This window comes from Rheinheimera sp. NSM, assembly GCF_052380015.1.
In the GTDB taxonomy this organism is placed as follows: Bacteria; Pseudomonadota; Gammaproteobacteria; order Enterobacterales; family Alteromonadaceae; genus Alishewanella.
On sequence record NZ_JBQTCI010000001.1, the window covers coordinates 498,851 to 519,900 of the forward strand.

The window sequence follows — 21,050 nt, forward strand, 5'->3', positions numbered from 1 at the left end:
GCAAACTAAAAGGAGGGCGCGTGGACCCGGATTTCTGGCAGGAAAAGTGGCAAAAAAGAGAAATTGCCTTTCATCAGGCAGCCGCCAATCCTTTGTTGATAAGTTGGTTTAATCAGCTGGCACTCGCACCCGGCGCTACTGTTTTTCTGCCGTTGTGCGGTAAAAGCCTCGATATACACTGGCTACTGGCACAGGGTTATTCGGTGGTTGGCGCCGAGTTAAGCGAAATGGCTGTGCAAGAACTGTTTGCTGAGCTGGGGCTAACACCCACCGTTAGTCGCGCGGGTAACTTGCTGCATTATCAAGCTGAACAGCTGCAGGTGTTTGTCGGCGATATTTTTCAGTTGTCAGAAAGCACTCTGGGCGCGGTTGCCGCTATATATGACCGCGCTGCCCTGGTAGCCTTGCCTGACGCTATGCGACAGCGCTATGCACAACACCTGATAACCATCAGCCAGGGTGCGCCGCAACTGGTTATTTGCTTTGAGTATGATCAAGCGCAGCTGGCAGGGCCGCCGTTTTCTGTTGATAGCCTGGAAATGCATAAACTCTACAGCAGTGTTTATAGTCTTAACTGCCTGGAAAAACGTGAAGTGCCCGGTGGGCTAAAACGAAAGTGCCAGGCTACCGAGATCGGCTGGCTGTTAACACCAATAGAGTCAGAGCAAAATTAAATTATGCTGAGGTATCAGGGTTAGTTTTTATCTGACCTGATAATTTATGTCTTACAGGAAAGCCTGCACTAAATAGCTGTTTAAAACAAAATTTTGCTTCTGAGTTTTTTATCTGCAACTTGCGGGCAGAGAACCTTCTATTAAATTGTTACATCCCTTGAGAGATTATGAGTAAGCTGGAAACTAAGCTACGAGAAGTGAAGAACAAGCGAGCGAGGCGCGAGCTTTTGGACTCAGTCGATCCTATGCTTTCTTGCTTGCTTTCGAAAGTAGAATTCAGTCACGACGTGCAGTGCCTAAAGTACGCAGCTTTCTCTACATGGGATATGGAGGCGGACCAACAAACTACCACTAGAGGCATAGTTGAGGGTTGGGATCTTAAGTACTTCGACACGATGGCTGAAATGACCAGCTTTATCAAAGCTAGTATCGAGCCGGCAATTATTCCAGGATGGTTCTTTATTGATACAGATGGGCCATATTATTCTTTAACGCTTGCCGAGTTCGTTCTTAATCTTGACCTTCTCCAGAATTACTGTGAGGCGCAAGAACACTTCGATATAGGGTGGGTAGGTAAGTCGTCGGACGTGGGTGTTATTTTCGAATTCAATCACACCTCTTTCTGCCGCAATCAATTGGAGGTCTGCACGTGGGGAATGTAACAAGGCCAGTCACGGCGACGTCTACTACATTGCGGCTTCGTCTCTATTCCGTAGCCGCGCATGCTGGCTGGCGTTAGGCATACAGGGAGTATACGAAAAACGAAAAAGGGGTCGGAGACAATTAAACGAAAAAGGGGTCGGAGACAATTAAAGGTATATCGGGATAATTCGCTATATTTCAGTGGTTTGCAAAAAAAATAGGAATCAATAGGGGCAGTGTCATTGGTCCTTGCCTAGCAGCAACTGGCAGTACTGGTTAAAGTCATCTAACCGCTGCGTAATCACATACTCGGTAACCGCCAGCTGTAAGCGCTGATACTCGTGTACCGCGATATTTCTGAAACCGACCATTTTCTTCATCTTTTCTGCTAATTCAGCTGGTAAAAAATCGGCTGTGGCGAGCAGTGCAAACACATCACGCGAACTTTGCGGTATACCCAGTTTGTGCTTGCGGATCAGGTGTTGGCCCATATCCAGTGCTGCTTCACAAGCACGTTGAATATTCAGAATAGCTGCATCCTGACGGGTAAAATCGGTAGCGAAGGTTGGCGGGTCTTTTTGGTATTCATCCCGTGCGCGCAAAACGCAGCGCTCAATAGTAGCGACTTTATTCAGTAGTACGTCATCAGGCAGGGTGGAATTACTTACGGCCATAAACGGCACCTTCTTCTCTGATATCCTGCAATAAGCCGGCCCGCGCTTCGTTGAGTGCGGTCATTTGTGATAACACCATGGCTTCATAAACGCCGACACTGCTGTCGATAGCAAATAAGCACTCGCCCTTTGTCAGAATTTGGTATTGCATCACGGTAGAGGCGGCGCGAAAGTCGAGTAAATCGACCTCGCAGTTGGCCAGTTCGGCAATATCACTGCTAATGTCCCACAGCTCAATTACATCGGCGTAGCCTGGCACCAGCACAGCTAAATCTAAATCACTGCTTTTGTTGGCAGTACCGTTTATCTGGCTGCCAAAAGCGTACACCGCCATGACATTGGGCAGGCGTTGTTGCAGTAACTGTAGTATCGGCGATAAATTCAACCCGGGCTCCGCTGTTCAAGCTGTGTAGCTTATGCAAAGCAGTGTAACCCTTGCCTTAAGGCAGGGCAAATACCCGCTATGAACCTGTAGTGATAGAAACATAGGGTAATGCAGCAGAATATGGGGCCGCAGCTACGACCTTACTGTGCTGTTTCTTCTGTTAAACGCTTTTGCAGCCGCTGCTTTACTGCTTGTGAATACATCACACAGCCGTTGGCATCGGTTAAACCCGTACTGCTTTGTAGCCGCGTGCGCATATCACTGGCCGACGGGTGGGGCGTAAGCAGAATTTGGCACTCCAGCGCTGCCAGTTTATCCAGCCCTGCGCGGTAAGCTTTTAAGTAACTAAGATGCTGGCTAAAACGATAGCTGTCGCTGCTAACCGGCGATAAGCTGTCGGCATACACCAGCACCTGACACTGCTGCGCTTCGCAACTGGTCCACTGCCAGCTTAATGCGCCCGGAGTATGCCCGGGCGTTGCTACCGGCATCAGGCTTAGCTTGCCTAAGGTAACCTGCTGGCCTGCTGTAACCAGGCCATCCACTCTGGCGGCTGCAAATGGCTCGTGCATGCCGGCTTGCGGATCGGCCGCAGCTACCACGCCGCTGCTTAACACCGGCGCTGCGGCAGGCGATGCCAGCAGCTTTGCGCCGCTTAGTTGCTGCAACTGCGCTAAACCGGCAACATGGTCAAAGTGCTCATGGCTTTGCAGCAGCAGTTTTACATCACTTAGTGAAAAGCCAAGCGTACGGATATTAGCGGCGATGACCTCTGCACCGGCTGCGGTGGCGCCATCGATCAGAATATGGCCGTCAGCACCGGTGATCAGAATAGCGCTGATGCCACAGGTACCGACATAGTAACTGTTGCCATAAATTTGATACGGCGGCCCGGCTTTGTCCCACTTATCCCAGTCGGTACAGCTGTTTACCCAGTCACTGGCTGGTGGGGCGGGCGGCGTTAGCGTTGCTGTGCTGCAACCGGCCAGCACGGCAGCCAAACTGACAAATGAAAAATAGCGAAAACCTTTAACCAGGGTCATAACCGGCGCCTTAGTGTTGGGCGGGATATTGCAGAGACTCCGCCGCGGCAAATTTAATGCGGCAAACATTAGCGGGCTTTAATCCGCTTTACAACCAGGTGCAGGTAGGTGGAGAAAAGAAGTTAGCTAAAAAACATTAAATAGCTGATAAACTTCGGTTTAATTTTAGCTGCCCCTAGTAATTTGTAATCCGCGGACAAGTTTAAGAGTAGGAGTGTTATGCGGTATCTGGTTTTAATCTTGTTTGTGTTGTTGTCACAGCCGCTGCCTGCTGCGCCAGTGCTTAAGCATAACGCCGTAGATTTTATCGGTTGCCGGTGGCAGATGGGTGAGAGTTACAGCATGCAGACTGATGAAGTAGGTAACCTGTATTTTGCCGATGCCAGTGGCTATCAGCAGATAGAGTTTATGCAACTGCCGTACAACCCCGGCGGCGGGGAATACATAAATACAGAGTTTATGCAGGTAAAAAAGCTCAGGGTGATAACCAAAGATAACCGTGAAATGCGCTTTTATCAGCTGACAGAGCAGATCCCGGAACGGACAGACTCGGCATTTATTACCTTTTTCGCCGTGGCCGAAGTCGCGGCAGGCCATGTGCTGTTTTTTAATGTAGCCGACAGCGAAGTTAGCCGGGTGTCTGCCGGCTGTTTTTAACCTCAATGCTGGCGGCTTATTTCGCAATACATTATCAGGCAAAGCGGACTTACTTGCGGCCATCGATACCTGAGCAACAGGATAAGTAACATTTAAGCTGCAAATTCCTTGCTATCCTATAACGCCTATACTGGGTGTAACAGCGCGACATTGACTGCAAGGCAGAGGTATTTTCGACTATGGTTAGCAAGATTTACAACAAACTCCCCGCTGTGGTGAGGCATTGGCTGAGTATTTTGGGCGCCGCGCTGCGGCATTGGTTGGCCAGCCAGGCTTTTATTTACGCCGCCGCGCTGGCGTTCTTCACGGTTTTTTCTATTGCGCCGATTCTGGTAGTGGTTGTTGCGCTGGTCGGGCTGGTGATAGGCGAGAGCGCGGTTCAGGGGCAACTGTTTGCGCAGCTCGAAGGAGCGCTGGGTGCGGAAGCTGCTGGGGTGGTGCAGACGGCAGTGAGCAATTCGCAGATTGACCAGAGTGGCATCTGGCCGGCGTTGATTGGGATTATTGCCACCATAGTGGGTGCCACCACGGTTTTTGCGCAAATGCAGCAGTCGCTGAATCAGATCTGGGATGTTGCGCCTCGTCCAGCCAGAAGCAACCTGTGGATCTTTATCAAGAGCCGTTTGCTGTCGCTGACCATCATCCTGGCCATCGGCTTTATTCTGTTGGTTTCGCTGTTATTGTCTGTAGCCTTGCGCAGCATAATGGCATTCGCTGAGGAATGGCTGCCGGTTCCGGGATGGACGATGGTGGGGATGGAATTAGTGCTGTCGCTGCTGGTGATCACGTTATTGTTCGCGGCAATGTTCAAGATACTGCCCGACGTAGTGCTGTCCTGGCGGGACGTGCTGCCCGGTGCCTTTATCACCGCAGTGTTGTTTACGGCCGGCCGTTCCCTGATCGCCATCTACCTGGCCTATACTGCGACGGCATCGGCCTATGGCGCCGCCGGTTCGCTGGCACTGCTGCTGCTTTGGGTAAACTATTCTTCCATGATCCTGCTGTTCGGGGCAGCCTTTACGCGGGCGCACCTTGAGGGCAGAGGCAAGCCGGTTCGTCCCAAGAGTACGGCAGTATGTGTGCACAGGGAATTGATCGAGGACGTGCCGCCAAGCTGAGGCGCCAAGAAGCAGAGCCAATTGTTATGGCCGCGCAATTTCCTATACTCCAGGCCGTTCGACAACGGCTTAAATCTGACAAGAGAGACTAAATGACACAGCGTGAGCGCGGTTTTTTCGGTTGGACCTGGTTTGTCATCTGGCGCTCTGTGCTGCTACTGCTGCTATCGCTATCGGCTCTTTTACTGGTGCTGCGTTTTGTACCGCCGCCAACATCTGCCTTTATGCTGCAAAGCCCTTATCCGGTTACGCAACAGTGGGTCAGCATTGATACGCTGCCATCCCATGTGGCGCTTGCAATGGTGGCCTCGGAAGATCAGCGTTTTCCTGAGCATTTTGGTGTTGATATGGCCGAAATTCGCAACGCGCTTGAGCGATTTGATGATGGCGATGGCTTGCGCGGTGCCAGTACCATTAGCCAGCAAACGGCGAAAAACCTGCTGCTGTGGCCGGGCCGCAGCCTGGTGCGTAAAGGCCTGGAAGCGATGTTTGCCGTAAGTTTGGAAGCGATTTGGGGCAAAAAACGTATTTTAGAGGTGTATGTAAATATCGCTGAATTTGGCAAAGGCATTTACGGCGTGGAAGCGGCCAGCCGGCATTATTTTGGCAAACCGGCCGGCAGGCTCACCGTTAATGAAGCCGCGCGACTGGCGGTGTTACTGCCTGGCCCGCGCAGCCGCGACGCCCGCAATTTAACGCCTTACCTGCGCCAGCGCGTAGCTTGGGTTGAACAGCAAATGCAGCAACTTGGCGCCGGCTATTTAAGAGCGATCCTTAATTAACAAAGCAAAGGGGTTAGGCATTTTTTAAATCGCCTTTGTAGTGCTACGGTTAACACTATCTGAAAAAGGAATCAGGCCCTATGTATTTCTGTCAATTTAGAACAGCCTTCACCGTAGCCATATTGTTGGCATTAAACAGCCCTGCCGGCTTAGCGCAACCAGACAACACAGCGCAAACACCCTATCGCCATGCCAATGAGGACATCGGCACAGTACGCCAGCTGTACGATGGCAAACTGTACCCGGATATCCAGGTGAATACTTTTCGCAATATCGACCGGCTGTTCCCCACCCGCAGCGTAGCGCGTGGCAAGACGGTAAGTACTTTGCCGCTGAGTAAACAGCCATTGCGGGAATTCTCTTACCAGGTTGATGGCAAGAGCTATGATTTATACGACGTGCTGTCGATGAACCGCGTTAGCGGCCTGCTGATTATCCACCACGGCGAAGTTGTGTTTGAAAAATACCTGCTGGGTAATAACGAACATACGCGCTGGATGTCGATGTCGGTGGTTAAATCCATTACCGCCACCTTAATTGGCGCTGCGATACACGACGGCCATATCAACAGTATTGATGACCCTATTGTGAACTATCTGCCGCGCTTTAAGGGCACCGTTTATGATGGCGTAACGGTTAAACAGCTGCTGCAGATGAGCTCCGGCGTGGCCTGGAACGAAACTTACACTGATGCCGCATCAGACAGACGGCGCATGCTGGAGGCGCAAATAAGCCAGCAGCCGGGCGCTATTCTGGCTCTGATGGCAGCATTGCCGCGCGCCGCCAAGCCCGGCACAGTGTGGAACTACAGTACCGGTGAAACTCAACTGGCAGGGGCTTTGGTGCAAGCCGCTAGCGGTAAGCCGGTAGCACAGTATTTGTCAGAAAAAATCTGGTCGAAGCTGGGCATGGAAGCCGATGCCAACTGGTGGCTGCAAGCGCCCGATGGCCTGGAAATAGGTGGCAGCGGTTTATCGGCCACCTTGCGTGATTACGCCCGCCTGGGCTTATTTTGGCTGAATGACGGCGTAATTAACGCCGCAAATAACAGCACCAGCGCAGATCGCAACAGCACGGCAAATAGCAGCGAGCGGGTATTGCCGCAAGGCTGGATGGCGGAAGCCAGCCGTCGCCAGGTTATCGGCGGCAAGGCAGTTGATTACGGCTATATGTTTTGGCCGCTGCACGGCAGAAGTTATGCCGCAGAGGGTATTTTTGGACAGTATCTGTTTGTCGACCCGGATGCAAAGCTGGTGGTAGCGATGTGGAGCGCACAAGCCAAACCGCTTAACCGCGCCGGATTAAATGAATACCGCTTTTTGCAGGCACTGTCTGAGCATTTTCAGTAGCTTAGCCACTAACTTGCTGAAACAGGGCGGGTCACTATACTTTTTGTTTTAAACAAAAAGATGCCAAATAATGATTAAAGTGTTAAGTGCATTGTTGTTGCTCTGCTGTTTTTATATAACAGCGGCGACTAAACCTGAGTTGTTACTGGCGCAGCTGTACTCCGACAATATTGAGGTACAGCAGTATTGGGTCAGTGAGAAGCTCGATGGTGTGCGCGCCTTTTGGGATGGTAAGCAGTTAATTTCGCGCGGCGGTAATGTTATTGCGGCACCAAAGTGGTTTGTGGCGGATTTCCCCGGCCAAAAGCTGGATGGCGAGCTGTGGCTGGGGCGGAATAAGTTTGCTGATACCTTAAGTATTGTCAGTAAAACTACGCCGGTGGATAGCGAATGGCAGCATATCCGTTATTACCTGTTTGAATTACCGGATGCCGCGGGCAGTTTTACTGAGCGTATCCGCGCGATGCAAACCCTGGTGCAGCAGCACAACAGCCATTATTTAACCCTGGTACCGCAGTTCCGTGTTGTTGATCAGGCAGCATTGCAGGCCAAACTTAGCGAGCTGGAAAGCAATGGTGCCGAGGGCTTAATGTTGCATCATCAGGATGCGTTATATAAAACCGGCCGCAGCAGTGATTTACTCAAACTAAAAACCTATCAGGATACCGAAGCACAAGTGATTGGTTACCGGCCGGGTAAGGGTAAATATCAGGGTATGGTGGGGGCTTTAGTGGTTAAAACGCCGGAAGGTAAAGAGTTTGCCATTGGCAGTGGTTTAACCGACGAATTGCGCCGGGCACCGCCACAAATTGGTGCTGTGGTGACTTACCGCTATAACGGCCTGACCAAACATGGCTTACCGCGTTTTGCGCGGTTTTTGCGCGTACGGCAAGAGTTTTAGAACGACGTTAACTTAATCCGGCCTGCTTCTGCAGTTCAAAGCTTGAAGTTAGGGGTAAACTTTGCCAAACTGCGCCGGTTTTACCATTCTGCTGATGTGAGGACGACCTCACCGCTCTATCTCTATCGGGGACGGCCCCTGGATAAGATGGGGTGTATCTGTGTACTGGTTACTGTTAATTATTGCTGGCGTGCTGGAGGCCGGTTGGCTTATCGGCATTGAAAAGTCGGCGTCGTTCAGCAAAATTCCGTATGTGATCTTCGCGGTACTGTGTATGACCAGCAGCCTGGTGCTGTTTGGCATATCACTGAAACAGATACCGGCCAGCCATGCCTATTTAGTTTGGCTGGCGGTGGGTGTGTTGTCTATCAGCGTTATTAAGCATTACTTTTTCGGCCAGAGCATCAGCGCCACGCAGCTGTTGTGCTTCGGGCTGATTTTGGCCGGAGTAGTGGGGTTGAAACTAACTGCTTAACTGACGACACAGCCAGCCGGAAAATAAACTGCGACATTTGTCGCACCCTAGGCGTATTGATTTTTAGCTTACAGCAATCTTATGCAGCAACCTACGGCGCCGGAACTGGAAATTCTTAAGTTACTTTGGTTAAAGCAACCGCTGACAGCGCGCGAGCTGCATGATGACCTGGCACCTATGCTGGGTTGGGGTTATTCCTCTACCCGCAAAACCCTGGAACGCATGTGCGCTAAAGGCTTTATCGCCTGTGACAGCCAGGGCAATAAAAACCGTTATCGCGCTTTGCTGGACAAAATGCCGACGCTGGCCGCTTATGTGCAGGATTTTGCCAACCGGGTGTTTGAAATAAAAGGCCCGTTACCGGTGGCGATGTTTGCCAACAGCAAAGTGATCAATGCCAGTGAAATAGCCGATTTAGAAAAGCTGCTGCAGCAGTTAGCCGCAGCCAAACCATTACACGATAAGGACGCCTGAGATGGCGCAGCAACTATTGATATCGCTGCTACTGTGTAGTGTCTGGGCTGCGCTGCTGTGGCTGGTCTGCAAGGTGTTACTGAAAAGAATTCCGGGCTTGCAGCAATGGCCAACGTTTTACTGGTGTGTGCTGGGTTTATGTTTTTTGCCGTTGCTGCCACTACCGCAGTTGGGCCAGTACTGGACTATTCCGTCTGCCTTGCTACAAGATACCGTTTATTCAATGCAAACCCTGGCCGCACAACCGGCACACCCCAACCTTAGCCGGCCGCTGGCGGTTATGCAGTCGTTTTGGCGCATGCTAATAGGGTTGGTATTAATGATCAGCCTGTGGCAGTTGTGGCGGGTGGCGCAGCAATGGCAGCGGTTACAACAGCTGATAACGCTGACCGAGCCACTAAACGCGGCAACCTTGTTAAGCCCGACGCAGTTGGCATTGGTACCGCAACATATTGAGATCCGCCAAACTCAGGCTGCTATCTCGCCTTTTATTGCCGGCTGGAGCCGCCTGGTATTGGTGCTGCCAGCCTATATCTGGCAACTGTCAGTACAGCAACGTCACCTCTTGTTAGCGCATGAACTGGTGCACCTGCACAGGCGTGATCCGCAGCAATTATTAATAATGCGCATTCTGGTCGCCTTTTTTTGGTTTAGCCCGGCGCTGCGGCAACTAGAGCAAGCGTTTATCCGCAGTATTGAACTGGCGGTTGATCAAGTGGTGTTAGCAAAACAACCGGAGCTGGCGGCCCTGTATGCTCAGACATTACTGAGTAGTTTAAAGCAGAGCCAGGCCGGGCATTTATCCGCGCTAACAGCAGGGTTTATTCATGACAATGCCGACATGAACTTTTACCGGCAACGTTTGCTGCAGTTATTTCAACCCGCGCCGCGGCTGTCTGGCGGACAAAGATGGCGTATCAGTATGCTGTTTGCCGGCGCTGTGTTTTCACTGCAGCTGAGCAGCTCTGCGCTTAGTTACAGCGAGCCGCCGCAACAATGGCTGTTGCCTGTTGGCAAGCAGCCGGTAACGTCTTTTTATGCGGAAAAACATCCGTTCCGGCAAAACCGGCCGCATCAGGGCGTGGATTTTGGTGCTGCAGCGGGGACAACTATTAGCGCAAGCCAAAAAGGCAAAGTGTTAATTGCCGATGATAGCAGCCTGAACAGCAGGTATGGCAAGGTGGTGTTAATTGACCATGGTCATGGCTATCAAACGCTGTACGCCCATCTGAATGATTTTCATATTGTTGCCGGCCAGACTGTGCAAGCCGGCGAGCCAATAGGAACAGTGGGCACTACAGGCCGGGTAACCGGGCCACATCTGCACTTTGAAATACTGTTACATGGCCGGCAACAAGATCCAGCACCTTACTTGCAACTGCAGTAGCACAGGCGGCCTTCTTCTGCGGTTAGCAACACAAGCCGGTTAAACCACTATTAAACCAGGATGGAATACTACCCCATGGCCATAACTGTATCGCAGCTTGCTGCGAGTCTTCCTCTGATGCACCGCCGCGCGATGCTGCTACTTTTGCTGCTGTCTGGCGTTATTATGTTGTGGCCTGGCCCGCGACATAACACCACACCGGCCTCTGCCGTAGTATTGCCCATTTTGATAACAGAAGGGTGGCAGCAGGCAGATAACGTAAAGCACCAGATCCAACAATGGCAGCACGTACTGGTGGCAGGGCTGAAAGTGCCATCCCAAGATGATCGGGTACGGCACTACGCCATTGCACCGGGCGATAGCTTAAGTGGCATTTTTTCCGGCCAGGGCTTTAGCCAGCAGCAAATGCAGCAAGTGATGGCCGCTGATCAATCATTATTGGCGCTGGATGTATTGCGGCCCGGGCACCGGCTGACATTTCAGCTGGACGACAACCAGCAACTACAGGCCATGGAACTGTTTGTGCATGCCGGCAACCGGGTGCTGTATCAACGCGAAGACGGCGGCGAGTTTAGTTACCAAGAACTGTTAAATGCAGGTGAGTGGCACAGTACCACCCTGGTTGGCGCTATCAGCGGCAGCTTTTATGCTTCGGCAAAACAGGCCGGCCTGAGCGATGTCGAAATTGCTACGGTGCATCAGTTGTTTCGGGATCGGCTTAATTTTTCCCGCGACATTCGTGCCGGCGCCCGTTTTCAGGTGGTGCGTAGCGACAATTATGTCGGGGCTGAAGCCACCGGCCAAAGCCGTATTGACGGCGTACGGCTGTTTAACCAGCGGCAACAGCTGAGTGCATTTTTGCATGACAACGGCCAGTATTATGATGCTAATGGCGAAAGTTTAGAACGCGCTTTTATGCGGCTGCCATTAGAGCGTAAGTTTCGCATCAGTGATAGTTTTAATCCGCGCCGTTTGCACCCGGTTAGCGGCAGGGTGCAGCCACACAATGGCACCGATTTCGCTACTCCTATTGGCACAGCGGTACTGGCCGCAGCTGAAGGCACGGTGATCCGGGTAGAAAAGCATCCGTTTGCCGGGCGTTACGTTGAAATTCAGCACCATGGCCAATACAAAAGCCGCTATTTGCACCTGAGTAAGAGCCTGGTGCGTAAAGGCCAGCGGGTAGAGCGTGGCCAGCGCATTGCGCTATCCGGCGCCAGCGGCCGCGTGACAGGTGCCCACTTACATTATGAGCTGCATGTTAACAACCGGCCGGTGAACCCAATGACGGCGGATATCCCTTTGGCCGAGCCGATCCCGGATCACGGCCGCGGGGCTTTTTTCGAGCGGGTCGGTTTTATGATCAAGCAAATGGAAGAAGAAACCTTGTTGGCGCAGCTGCACTAAATAGGCAGCGCCCGGCTATTCAGCGGCGCAACCTGATGTCAGCGCCGCTAAATACCGCGTGCGGTTACGGCGCCAGCACTTGAGGCTGAACCTTGCTTTTAAACAGCAGCGCTTTAATTTTAGCAAAGGGGGTTAACACCAGCGCATTACCGGCCAGCACCAGAGCAAAGCCGGCGAAGGTGTAGCCGCTCCAGGCAAAGTCTTCAAACAAGGTACTTAGCACCACTGCTACCAGCGGAAACAGCACTATGGTGTAGCTGGCTTTTTCCGGCCCCATGCCTTTTAACAAGGCAAAATAGGTAGCAAAGGCGATAACCGAGCCAAACACCGCTAAGTACAGCAACGAAATGATGTAAGCCGGTGAGCTGCTGAAGGTAAACGGGGTGCCGCTAAGCAGTACCAGCAATGTCAGGCCAATGGCGCCATACAGCATACCCCAGGCGTTAACCTGGGTAATGGGCAAACCGGCGCGTGAGTTACGTACACTGGCCATATTGCCCAGCGATGCGCTAAGGGCGCTGCCCAGCACCAGCACTAAGCCAATTAAGCTGGCATTGGTGAAATCCAGCCCGTCTAAGTCGGGGTAAAACAGCACGACTATGCCGGCAATGCCCATTAAGGCACCGAAATAAATGCGCTTGGCCACCGGCTTGCCGAAAAACAGCCGGGTATTAACGATATTCATCAGCAACATAGTGGTAAAGGCAATGGCGGTCATGGCGGAGGTTAAATACTGCTGCGCCTGATAAATCAGAATGTAGTTCAGCGCAAAGTTAAACAGCGCCAGCAGCGCAATAAAGCCATGATCTTTGGCACTAAAGCGCATTGGCAAGCGGCGCCATACACAATACAGCCACATCAGCACAGCCGACAGCGCAAAACGGTACAGTAAGGACACTTCTACTGCCACTTCACCCAGCTGAAACTCAATGGCGAACCAGGTTGAGCCCCAGATTAAAACCGTAACCAGATAAAGCAGAGTATTTTTCATAGTGGATGGCATAGTGGGTGCGACCGGCAGCAACAGAGGCGCTGATCATAAAGCCTTGTGCGCCGTTAAAACAGTAGCCTGAACAGAAAATTTACAGCGTCTGGCGAAAACGCGCCACATCGGCTTTCGGTGGCGCGCCAAATAAGCGGCTGTACTCGCGGCTAAACTGCGACGGGCTTTCATAGCCTACCTTATAGCTGGCGGTGGCGGCTTCTAAACCTTCGTACAGCATAATACGCCGTGCTTCATTTAGCCGCAGTTGCTTTTGAAACTGCAACGGCGACATAGAGGTAACGGCCTTAAAGCTCTGAAACAACGCCGATTCACTTAAATGCGCTGCATCAGCCAGTTCTTTGATCCGCAGCGGCTGATTGTAGCGCTCACGCAACAACTCTATGACTTTGCTGATGCGGTTGGCCTGGCTGTCGAGCAGGGTAAATTCGCGCAGATGGCCGCCTACCGGGCCAAGCAGCAGACGGTACAACAGCTCACGTTTTAACAATGGCAGCAACACCGCTATATCGTCCGGCTGACGCAATAGCTGTAATATGCGCTGAAACACCGACAGTAAGGCCGGGTCTGCGTCGCCAACACTGATGCCGCGCGCCGGCGCCGGTTGGCGTGGTACTTTATCGCCCAGATCGATCACTAAGTCTGTCAGTTCGCGTAAGTCGAGGTTAATGCTCATACCAATATAGGGCTCGGCGCTGCTGGCCTTTAAAATTTTTCCGCTGACCGGCAGCATCACAGGTACCAGCAGGTATTGCAGTTGGCTGTACAACAACAGCTCGTCACCCAGCAGCAACTGCTTACTCCCTTGCAGTAACAGGCAAAGCGTTGGCTCGTATATGGTGGGGGTGGCAGAGGTAGGCGCATTGCTGCGAAACAGCCGCACACCCGGAATCACAGAATTGCTGACACCGGTGGTGGTGAGTTCAGTCAGTAAAGGCTGCAGCATTTGCTGGCGCAGAAGTTCGCGTTCGTCGGTCATAATGGCCCCTGGCACAGTGGATAAGCGCAGTATAGGCAGCCGCTGTGGCTTTGCCTATTACTGCAGCACTGCTTTGGAGGATCAGGCAATAAGTATGGAGTTTAAGGCAGGCGGCACCGGCTTAGCCGGCGCGCGGAAAAGCCTGCAGCGTCATTTCGGCCACCTGGCGTAATTGCTCAGAGCTTGCGCCGTTATTAGCCTGAACGGCCATGCCTTGCAATACCGTACCCAGGTACCGGGCGAGGGTTTCAGCATCGGCACTGGCGGGCAAATCGCCTTCCTGTTTTGCCCGCTCAAACCGGGCACAGAGTTTTTGTTCGCCTTCTACGCGGCGGTTAATCAGCGCCTCTTTTACCGTGGCTGCTGCTTCACTACACGACAGCGCGCCCTGCACTACGACACAGCCTTGCGGATGGTTAGTGTCGGCCATGTTCATTGCTGCGCCATGCAGCATATGCTCGGCTACCTGATAGGCGGTGGGTTTTTCCAGCGCCGGCAAAAAGAACGAGCAGGGCCGGCTCTCATACATTTCAATGGCTTTTAAAAACAGCTGCTCTTTGTTACCAAAGGCGGCATACAAGCTGGGTTTATTAATGCCCATGGCTTCAGTCAGATCGGATAAGGATGTGCCGTCATAGCCTTTGCGCCAAAACACTTCCAACGCTTTTTCCAGCGCGGTGTCGATATCGAAAGCGCGGGGGCGGCCAACATTTGGAGTACAATTTACTGCTGACATTGTTCAGCTCCTGCATTAAAACTTGCTCATATAGTAAACAGCAAAAGACCCCTTGTCCAGTAAGGGTTATTTACCGCTGAGTACAGATATCTTGCCACTGACATCAGCTAAGACCCTTAAGCGCTTGCGATGGTTCAGTAAAGCTGTGGCCACGCCGCAGCTTCGGAGTTTCAGGCAAGAATGCGCCGGTATCCGGCATTAAACCCGGTAGTGTGGCGCCGTACAATGCTGACATAGCTTGACAGTAGCCTCTGTTAGCTTAGTGAAATCGTCTGGCTTAGTGAAGTCGTCGGCACTGCAATAGTGCTGTTTCAGCCTTAGAACAAATTCTTCTGTCGTAGAATTAAATTAATTTACCGATCGGTACAGAAATCGGTTGACAGTTTTTTGTCGTCCTATATATTTACCGGGCGGTACAGAATAAACAAGTTTTTTTAGCAACTTTTAGCAAAAACGTGGAGAGCAGCGTCATGAGCAGGAAAAACACGGTAAGAACTTTTATGTTAGCAAGCGTAGCTGCCCTGGTGCTGGCTGCTTGCGGCAATCCGGAAGCAGCAGGCCAGGCGCAAGCGCCGGCGGCCCCTGCGGTAAGTGTGGCGCAGGTTGTTCATGAACGTATTACTGAATGGGATGAGTTTACCGGCCGCTTGCAGGCGCCGCAAACTGTCAATCTGGTGCCGCGTGTTTCCGGTTATATCGAGCAGGTGCACTTTAGCGAAGGTGCGCTGGTAAGCAAAGGCGATTTGTTGGTGCAAATTGACCCACGGCCGTTTGCTGCCGAAGTGGCACGGCTGAAAGCTGAACTGCAAAGTGCGCAAAGCGCCGCAGTACAGGCAGACAACGAATACAACCGCGCAGAAAAGCTCAGCAGTGCACGCGCCATTTCCGCCGAAATACTGGACAGCCGGTTGGCACGTAAGCAGCAAACTGCCGCTACGGTAGCCTCGGTGCAAGCGGCACTGCAGCGCGCTGAACTGGATTTAAGCTACACCCGCATTACCGCACCCATCAGCGGCCGCGTGTCTTATGCGCAGGTTACCGCCGGTAACTTTGTTAATGCCGGTCAAAGCCAGTTAACCAGTCTGGTGTCGACGGAAAAAATGTACGCCTACTTTGATGTAGACGAGCAAAGCTACCTGAAGTACGCCCGGTTGAGCGAAGCCGGTAAACGCGCTGATACCCGTGACGCTGCAGCTAACCCGGTGTATATGGCGCTGGCCGACGACAACAGCTACCCGCATGTTGGCAGTGTCGACTTTGTTGACAACCGCATTGATGCGCAAACCGGCACTATCCGTATTCGCGCCAGTTTTGCCAACAGTGACAACAACCTGTTACCAGGGCTATTTGCCCGCATCAGAATAGTGGGCAGCGATTCATACGACGGCATTTTGATTGATGAAAAAGCCATAGGTACTGATCTGAACAACAAGTTTGTGCTGCTGGTAAACAGCAATAATCAGCTGGAGTACCGTGCGGTGAAGCTGGGTGAAAAAGTTAACGGCTTACGCATTGTTACCGACGGCCTGGCGGCGAGCGACAAAATTGTCGTTAACGGCCTGCAACGCGTGATGCCGAATATGCAGATTGAACCCAAACTGGTCGATATGGCCAGTGCAGAACAATTAGCCAGCTTACGTAAAGAGCAACAACTGCTGGATCAAACCAGCACTGCGCTGACGGCTCAGGCAGACAGCGCAACAGCAACAGTCAAAGCCGGCAAAACGCCGGGACGCGGTTAAGGAAGCATCATGTTCTCACAATTTTTTATCCGTCGGCCGATATTCGCCGCTGTTATCTCACTGCTGTTTTTTATTACCGGTGCGATAGCAGTATGGCAACTGCCGATTACTGAATACCCGGAAGTGGTGCCACCAACAGTGGTGGTTACCGCGAACTATCCTGGCGCTAACCCGAAAGTCATTGCTGAAACGGTGGCCTCGCCACTGGAGCAGGAAATTAATGGCGTGGAAGACATGTTGTATATGTCTTCTCAGGCCACCTCTGATGGCCGCATGACATTAACCGTTACTTTTGCCATTGGCACTGACGTTGACTTAGCGCAAACCCAGGTGCAGGCACGGGTAGACCGCGCTATGCCACGGCTGCCGCAGGAAGTGCAACGTTTAGGCGTGGTTACCGAGAAATCATCACCGGATCTCACCATGGTGGTGCATTTAACCTCGCCGGACCAGCGTTACGACATGCTGTACCTGTCTAACTATGCCTCGCTAAACGTAAAAGATGAGCTGGCACGGATTGAAGGTGTTGGTGCGGTGCGGTTATTCGGCGCCGGCGATTACAGTATGCGTATTTGGCTGGACCCGAATAAAGTGGCGGCGCTGGGCTTATCGCCGGCGCAAATTACTGCTGCCATTCGCGAGCAAAACCAGCAGGCCGCAGCCGGTAGTTTGGGCGCGCAGCCAAGCGGTGACGCTGATTTTCAATTATTGATCAACGTGAAAGGCCGCCTTGCCGCGGTAGAAGAGTTTGAAGATATTATTATTAAGGTGGGTGGCAACGGCGAAATCAGCCGGTTAAAAGATGTTGCCCGCGTAGAGCTGGGTGCTTCTACCTATGCGCTGCGTTCCTTGCTGAATAATAAAGACGCCGTGGCTATTCCTATTTTTCAGGCCTCCGGTTCTAATGCCATCCAAATTTCTGACAATGTACGGGCGAAAATGGCCGAATTGTCAAAAAGCTTCCCGGAAGGTTTAACCTACGACATCGTGTACGACCCGACAGTATTTGTGCGCGGCTCTATTGAAGCGGTAGTAAAAACCCTGCTCGAAGCCGTGCTGTTAGTGGTGCTGGTGGTAGTGCTGTTTTTACAAACCTGGCGCGCTTCTATTATTCCGTTGGTGGCAGTGCCGGTGTCACTGGTCGGTACTTTTGCCTTTATGCATATGCTGGGCTTCTCGTTAAACGCCTTATCGCTGTTTGGTTTGGTATTGGCCATCGGTATCGTAGTGGATGACGCCATAGTGGTGGTGGAAAACGTTGAGCGCAATATCAGTGAAGGTTTATCGCCGATCGCCGCAACGCAAAAAGCGATGAAAGAAGTCACCGGGCCTATCGTTGCCACTACGCTGGTACTGGCGGCGGTGTTTATTCCTACTGCCTTTATGTCGGGTTTAACCGGGCAGTTTTACAAACAGTTTGCGCTAACGATTACCATTTCCACCTTTATCTCGGCGATTAACTCGTTAACGCTGAGCCCGGCATTGTCGGCATTGCTGTTAAAAGGCCATGGCGAGAAAAAAGATGCGCTAACCCGCGGCATGGACAAGTTATTTGGCGGCTGGTTGTTTAACCCCTTTAACCGCTTTTTTGCCCGTTTATCGCGCGGTTACGGCTGGCTGGTGAAAAAGGTGATCCGCTATGGCGTTATTGTCGGCGTAATGTATGTGGCTTTAGTCGGCTTAACCGGCCTGCAGTTTGCCAGCACACCTACCGGTTATGTACCTGGTCAGGACAAGCAGTACTTAGTGGCCTTTGCCCAGTTACCGGATGCCGCTTCACTGGAGCGCACCGAAGCAGTAATTAAAGAAATGTCGCGCATTGCGCTGGAGTACCCGGGCGTAGCTAACTCTATTGCTTTTCCGGGCCTGAGCATCAACGGTTTTACCAATAGCCCGAACTCCGGCATTGTGTTTGTTGGCCTGGATGGGTTTGACCAGCGTGACAGCGCCGAATTATCCGGTAATGCCATAGCCGCGGCGTTAAACCAGCAGTTTGCCGGTATTGAAGATGCTTTTATTGCGATATTCCCGCCACCGCCGGTGATGGGCTTAGGCACTATAGGTGGCTTCAGGTTGCAAATACAGGACCGCGCTAACCATGGCTATGAAGAGCTGTATAAAGTCACCATGCAGGTAATGCAAAAAGCCTGGCAAACGCCTGAACTGGCCGGGGTGTTTTCCGGTTATCAGGTCAATGTGCCGCAGCTGGATCTGGATATCGACCGCACCAAAGCCAAACAGCAAAGTGTGGCGCTGGATGAAGTGTTCCAAACGCTGCAGGCTTATATGGGCTCGGTGTATGTGAATGACTTTAACCAGTTTGGCCGTACCTATCAGGTTAATATGCAGGCCGACGAGCAGTTCCGCCAAACACCGGAACAAATTGCTCAGTTAAAGGTGCGTAATACCCAAGGTGACATGATCCCGCTGGGCTCCTTTATCAACGTAACCAATACGGCAGGACCAGACCGTGTTATGCACTACAACGGCTTTACCACCGCTGAAATTAACGGTGGCCCGGCTGCCGGTTACAGCACCGGTGAAGCCCAGGCGGCGATTGAGAAAATACTGGCTGAAACCCTGCCCAATGGTATGACCTACGAGTGGACAGAGCTGACCTACCAGCAAATTCTGGCCGGTAACGCCGGGATGTTTATCTACCCGTTGGTTATTCTGCTGGTGTTTATGGTGCTGGCGGCGCAGTACGAAAGCTTAAGCTTACCGCTGGCGATTATCCTGATCATTCCGATGACGTTGTTATCGGCACTGAGCGGCGTACTAATCTACGGTGGCGACAACAATATCTTCACCCAGATTGGCTTAATAGTATTGGTGGGGCTGGCAACCAAAAACGCCATCTTAATTGTCGAGTTTGCCAAAGAGCTGCAAGACCATGGCATGAGCGCAATGGAAGCCATACTGGAAGCCGGCCGCCTGCGCTTACGGCCAATACTGATGACATCGATCGCCTTTATTATGGGGGTGGTGCCAATGGTGTTCTCCAGCGGTGCCGGTGCCGAAATGCGCCAGGCCATGGGGGTGGCAGTATTCGCCGGTATGATAGGCGTGACTATCTTCGGCTTAATTTTAACCCCGCTGTTCTACTATATGTTGGCCAAACGTGGCGACAACAAAGCCAGCCAGGCTGCAATAGAGCCAGCGGCTGCAACAGTAATTGATTCTGCGGAGGGCTCTCATGCGTAACACAATGAAACTGTCGGCTATCGCTATACTGGTGGCATCATTAAGTGCCTGTGCCGTAGGGCCGGATTACCAAACGCCGCTAAAGGTAGCCGATATCAGCTTTAACAGCCCGTATCAGCAGGCAGAGCAGGCGCAAAGCTGGTGGCAGGCGTTTGACGATGCCGTGCTAAACCAGCTGATTAGCCGTGCCCTGGTTGAAAACCGTACCCTGGCGCAAGCCCGTGCTAATGTCGATCGCGCTTATGCGGTGTTTCGTGATGTCAATAACGACTTTTTGCCCAAGGGCACGCTGGATGCCGGTTACCAGGCCAGTGAAAACCCTACGTTATCGCCAGCCGATGATGGCGTGATAACCCGCGGTTACAGCACCGGCGCCAACTTAAGCTGGGACCTGGATTTGTTCGGTAAATTACGCCGCGCCAGTGAAGCGGCAGAAGCGCAAGCGCAGCAAGCCGATATTTTATGGCACGATGCCCAGGTGCAGCTGATAAGCCAGGTGGCCACCAGTTATGGCGAATACCGCGGTGCCCAGCTGCGCTTAGTGGTGGCAGAGCAAAACCTGCAGAATCTGCAGCAAAGCCGCGCCATAGTGCTGGCACGGTTAGAGGCCGGTATGGCCTCTGAGCTGGAGCTGGCACAAATAGAGGTGCAGTTGCATCAGGTGCATGCCGCAGTACCGGCTTACCGTGTTGCACTGCTAACCGCAGATGCCACTCTGTCGGCCCTGCTGGCGCAACGGCCCGGCCAGTTAAAGCTGGGTGCGGTGCCGTACTTACCTGAGCTGAAACAACCGGTGGCGGTAGTAGAAGGTGAGAATTACCTGCGTTACCGTGCCGATGTGGCAAGTGCCGAGCGTATCTTAGCGGCCCGCACTGCTGATATTGGTGTGGCAACGGCAGATTTATATCCTAACCTGTCGGTAAGCGGCTTTTTGGGCTTTCTCTCCGGCCCGGGCTTAACCCTGAGCAGTGAGACGCAAAGCTGGTCAGTAGCACCGGCACTGAGCTGGCAGGCCGCAGATTTAGGCTCGGTAAAAGCGCGGATCCGCCAAGCTAAAGCCAGCTCACAAATGGCGCTGGCGCAGTTTGAACAGCAGGTGTTTGATGCCATCAACGAGATGGAGTTATCGCTTAACAGCTACAACTTAAGCCGTGAGCAGCAACTGAGCACAGAACTGCAATGGCAGGCCAGTAACAAGGCGGTGCAAATTGCCCGCCAGCGTTATAATGCCGGTACCGGTGAGTTCCTTGACCTGCTGGACGCCGAGCGCGAATTGCTGCGCAGCCGCGATCAGTTAGCGCAACTGCAACAGCAAAGCTTTGTCCGTTTAGTCGGCATTTACCGCAGCTTTGGTGGTGGTATTCAGCTGATCTAGTGTCAGTAAAATTAAAGCCGGGCTTGCCCGGCTTTTTTCTGTG

General features: G+C 52.4%; 20 protein-coding genes. 14 read left to right on the forward strand and 6 right to left on the reverse strand.

Annotation, left to right across the window (positions count from 1 at the left end):
• The first annotated feature begins 20 nt into the window (after window positions 1–20).
• On the forward strand, window positions 21–674 hold the full coding sequence (gene tmpT, locus ACTZWV_RS02230) for a thiopurine S-methyltransferase (protein WP_444784971.1): 654 nt from the start codon (window positions 21–23) through the stop codon (window positions 672–674).
• A 167-nt stretch (window positions 675–841) separates the two neighbouring features.
• On the forward strand, window positions 842–1,336 hold the full coding sequence (locus tag ACTZWV_RS02235) for a hypothetical protein (RefSeq protein ID WP_444784972.1): 495 nt from the start codon (window positions 842–844) through the stop codon (window positions 1,334–1,336).
• A gap of 219 nt (window positions 1,337–1,555) precedes the next feature.
• Here ACTZWV_RS02235 and hepT read toward each other — a convergent pair whose 3' ends face one another.
• From hepT to bla, 3 genes are all read right to left on the reverse strand, one after another.
• Window positions 1,556–1,990 (reverse strand): type VII toxin-antitoxin system HepT family RNase toxin, encoded by a 435-nt coding sequence (gene hepT, locus ACTZWV_RS02240; protein WP_444784973.1) that lies wholly within the window; start codon window positions 1,988–1,990, stop codon window positions 1,556–1,558.
• On the reverse strand, window positions 1,977–2,375 hold the full coding sequence (mntA, locus tag ACTZWV_RS02245; RefSeq protein WP_444784974.1) for a type VII toxin-antitoxin system MntA family adenylyltransferase antitoxin: 399 nt from the start codon (window positions 2,373–2,375) through the stop codon (window positions 1,977–1,979). The genes hepT and mntA overlap by 14 nt, the downstream gene beginning before the upstream one ends.
• A 140-nt stretch (window positions 2,376–2,515) precedes the next feature.
• Window positions 2,516–3,418 carry a subclass B3 metallo-beta-lactamase gene (gene bla, locus ACTZWV_RS02250; RefSeq protein ID WP_444784975.1) on the reverse strand — a complete coding sequence of 301 codons (903 nt, stop codon included), beginning with the start codon at window positions 3,416–3,418 and terminating at the stop codon, window positions 2,516–2,518.
• A gap of 219 nt (window positions 3,419–3,637) precedes the next feature.
• Here bla and ACTZWV_RS02255 point away from each other — a divergent pair, with 219 nt between their 5' ends.
• The 9 genes from ACTZWV_RS02255 (at window position 3,638) to ACTZWV_RS02295 (ending at window position 11,968) form a co-directional block, all read left to right on the forward strand.
• Window positions 3,638–4,075 (forward strand): hypothetical protein, encoded by a 438-nt coding sequence (locus ACTZWV_RS02255; protein WP_444784976.1) that lies wholly within the window; start codon window positions 3,638–3,640, stop codon window positions 4,073–4,075.
• Between the two features lie 179 nt (window positions 4,076–4,254).
• Complete coding sequence (locus tag ACTZWV_RS02260; protein WP_444784977.1) at window positions 4,255–5,193, forward strand: YihY/virulence factor BrkB family protein; 939 nt, start codon at window positions 4,255–4,257, stop codon at window positions 5,191–5,193.
• A gap of 92 nt (window positions 5,194–5,285) precedes the next feature.
• Window positions 5,286–5,975 carry a monofunctional biosynthetic peptidoglycan transglycosylase gene (mtgA, locus tag ACTZWV_RS02265; protein ID WP_444784978.1) on the forward strand — a complete coding sequence of 230 codons (690 nt, stop codon included), beginning with the start codon at window positions 5,286–5,288 and terminating at the stop codon, window positions 5,973–5,975.
• Between the two features lie 80 nt (window positions 5,976–6,055).
• Window positions 6,056–7,324: a serine hydrolase domain-containing protein gene (locus ACTZWV_RS02270; RefSeq protein ID WP_444784979.1), complete on the forward strand. Its 1,269-nt coding sequence runs from the start codon at window positions 6,056–6,058 to the stop codon at window positions 7,322–7,324.
• 70 nt (window positions 7,325–7,394) lie between these two features.
• Window positions 7,395–8,225 carry a DNA ligase gene (locus ACTZWV_RS02275; RefSeq protein ID WP_444784980.1) on the forward strand — a complete coding sequence of 277 codons (831 nt, stop codon included), beginning with the start codon at window positions 7,395–7,397 and terminating at the stop codon, window positions 8,223–8,225.
• 160 nt (window positions 8,226–8,385) lie between these two features.
• Entirely contained in the window at window positions 8,386–8,700 is a 315-nt protein-coding gene (locus ACTZWV_RS02280; RefSeq protein WP_444784981.1) for a DMT family transporter, read from the forward strand.
• A gap of 81 nt (window positions 8,701–8,781) precedes the next feature.
• Window positions 8,782–9,174, forward strand: a complete 393-nt coding sequence (locus ACTZWV_RS02285) for a BlaI/MecI/CopY family transcriptional regulator (protein ID WP_444784982.1) — start codon at window positions 8,782–8,784, stop codon at window positions 9,172–9,174.
• A 1-nt stretch (window position 9,175) separates the two neighbouring features.
• A complete protein-coding gene (locus ACTZWV_RS02290; RefSeq protein ID WP_444784983.1) occupies window positions 9,176–10,561 on the forward strand; it encodes a peptidoglycan DD-metalloendopeptidase family protein in 1,386 nt (461 codons plus the stop codon).
• Window positions 10,562–10,726: 165 nt separating this feature from the next.
• Complete coding sequence (locus tag ACTZWV_RS02295; RefSeq protein WP_444784984.1) at window positions 10,727–11,968, forward strand: peptidoglycan DD-metalloendopeptidase family protein; 1,242 nt, start codon at window positions 10,727–10,729, stop codon at window positions 11,966–11,968.
• 64 nt (window positions 11,969–12,032) lie between these two features.
• Here ACTZWV_RS02295 and ACTZWV_RS02300 read toward each other — a convergent pair whose 3' ends face one another.
• From ACTZWV_RS02300 to ACTZWV_RS02310, 3 genes are all read right to left on the reverse strand, one after another.
• A complete protein-coding gene (locus tag ACTZWV_RS02300; RefSeq protein ID WP_444784985.1) occupies window positions 12,033–12,959 on the reverse strand; it encodes a DMT family transporter in 927 nt (308 codons plus the stop codon).
• Window positions 12,960–13,050: 91 nt separating this feature from the next.
• Window positions 13,051–13,950 (reverse strand): AraC family transcriptional regulator, encoded by a 900-nt coding sequence (locus ACTZWV_RS02305; RefSeq protein WP_444784986.1) that lies wholly within the window; start codon window positions 13,948–13,950, stop codon window positions 13,051–13,053.
• 121 nt (window positions 13,951–14,071) lie between these two features.
• The gene (locus ACTZWV_RS02310; protein WP_444784987.1) at window positions 14,072–14,686 is read right to left on the reverse strand and encodes a TetR/AcrR family transcriptional regulator; all 615 of its coding nucleotides are present in this window, start codon (window positions 14,684–14,686) and stop codon (window positions 14,072–14,074) included.
• Between the two features lie 500 nt (window positions 14,687–15,186).
• On the opposite strand from ACTZWV_RS02310, the gene ACTZWV_RS02315 reads away from it, so the two are divergent.
• From ACTZWV_RS02315 to ACTZWV_RS02325, 3 genes are read left to right on the forward strand one after another with little or no spacing between them, the layout of a single operon-like run.
• Window positions 15,187–16,428, forward strand: coding sequence for an efflux RND transporter periplasmic adaptor subunit (locus ACTZWV_RS02315; protein WP_444784988.1), 1,242 nt, complete (start codon window positions 15,187–15,189; stop codon window positions 16,426–16,428).
• Window positions 16,429–16,434: 6 nt separating this feature from the next.
• Complete coding sequence (locus tag ACTZWV_RS02320; RefSeq protein WP_444785638.1) at window positions 16,435–19,632, forward strand: efflux RND transporter permease subunit; 3,198 nt, start codon at window positions 16,435–16,437, stop codon at window positions 19,630–19,632.
• Window positions 19,625–21,007, forward strand: coding sequence for an efflux transporter outer membrane subunit (locus ACTZWV_RS02325; RefSeq protein ID WP_444784989.1), 1,383 nt, complete (start codon window positions 19,625–19,627; stop codon window positions 21,005–21,007). Before ACTZWV_RS02320 ends, ACTZWV_RS02325 begins: the two co-directional genes overlap by 8 nt.
• Window positions 21,008–21,050 lie beyond the last annotated feature (43 nt).

Bases quoted from the DNA above. Each gene is read 5' to 3' on its own strand.
- ACTZWV_RS02235 (WP_444784972.1), top strand. From the start codon at position 842: ATGAGTAAGCTGGAAACTAAGCTACGAGAAGTGAAGAACAAGCGAGCG.
- hepT (WP_444784973.1), bottom strand. From the start codon at position 1,990: ATGGCCGTAAGTAATTCCACCCTGCCTGATGACGTACTACTGAATAAA.
- bla (WP_444784975.1), bottom strand. From the start codon at position 3,418: ATGACCCTGGTTAAAGGTTTTCGCTATTTTTCATTTGTCAGTTTGGCT.
- ACTZWV_RS02255 (WP_444784976.1), top strand. From the start codon at position 3,638: ATGCGGTATCTGGTTTTAATCTTGTTTGTGTTGTTGTCACAGCCGCTG.
- ACTZWV_RS02260 (WP_444784977.1), top strand. From the start codon at position 4,255: ATGGTTAGCAAGATTTACAACAAACTCCCCGCTGTGGTGAGGCATTGG.
- mtgA (WP_444784978.1), top strand. From the start codon at position 5,286: ATGACACAGCGTGAGCGCGGTTTTTTCGGTTGGACCTGGTTTGTCATC.
- ACTZWV_RS02270 (WP_444784979.1), top strand. From the start codon at position 6,056: ATGTATTTCTGTCAATTTAGAACAGCCTTCACCGTAGCCATATTGTTG.
- ACTZWV_RS02275 (WP_444784980.1), top strand. From the start codon at position 7,395: ATGATTAAAGTGTTAAGTGCATTGTTGTTGCTCTGCTGTTTTTATATA.
- ACTZWV_RS02285 (WP_444784982.1), top strand. From the start codon at position 8,782: ATGCAGCAACCTACGGCGCCGGAACTGGAAATTCTTAAGTTACTTTGG.
- ACTZWV_RS02290 (WP_444784983.1), top strand. From the start codon at position 9,176: ATGGCGCAGCAACTATTGATATCGCTGCTACTGTGTAGTGTCTGGGCT.
- ACTZWV_RS02295 (WP_444784984.1), top strand. From the start codon at position 10,727: ATGTTGTGGCCTGGCCCGCGACATAACACCACACCGGCCTCTGCCGTA.
- ACTZWV_RS02300 (WP_444784985.1), bottom strand. From the start codon at position 12,959: ATGAAAAATACTCTGCTTTATCTGGTTACGGTTTTAATCTGGGGCTCA.
- ACTZWV_RS02305 (WP_444784986.1), bottom strand. From the start codon at position 13,950: ATGACCGACGAACGCGAACTTCTGCGCCAGCAAATGCTGCAGCCTTTA.
- ACTZWV_RS02310 (WP_444784987.1), bottom strand. From the start codon at position 14,686: ATGTCAGCAGTAAATTGTACTCCAAATGTTGGCCGCCCCCGCGCTTTC.
- ACTZWV_RS02315 (WP_444784988.1), top strand. From the start codon at position 15,187: ATGTTAGCAAGCGTAGCTGCCCTGGTGCTGGCTGCTTGCGGCAATCCG.
- ACTZWV_RS02325 (WP_444784989.1), top strand. From the start codon at position 19,625: ATGCGTAACACAATGAAACTGTCGGCTATCGCTATACTGGTGGCATCA.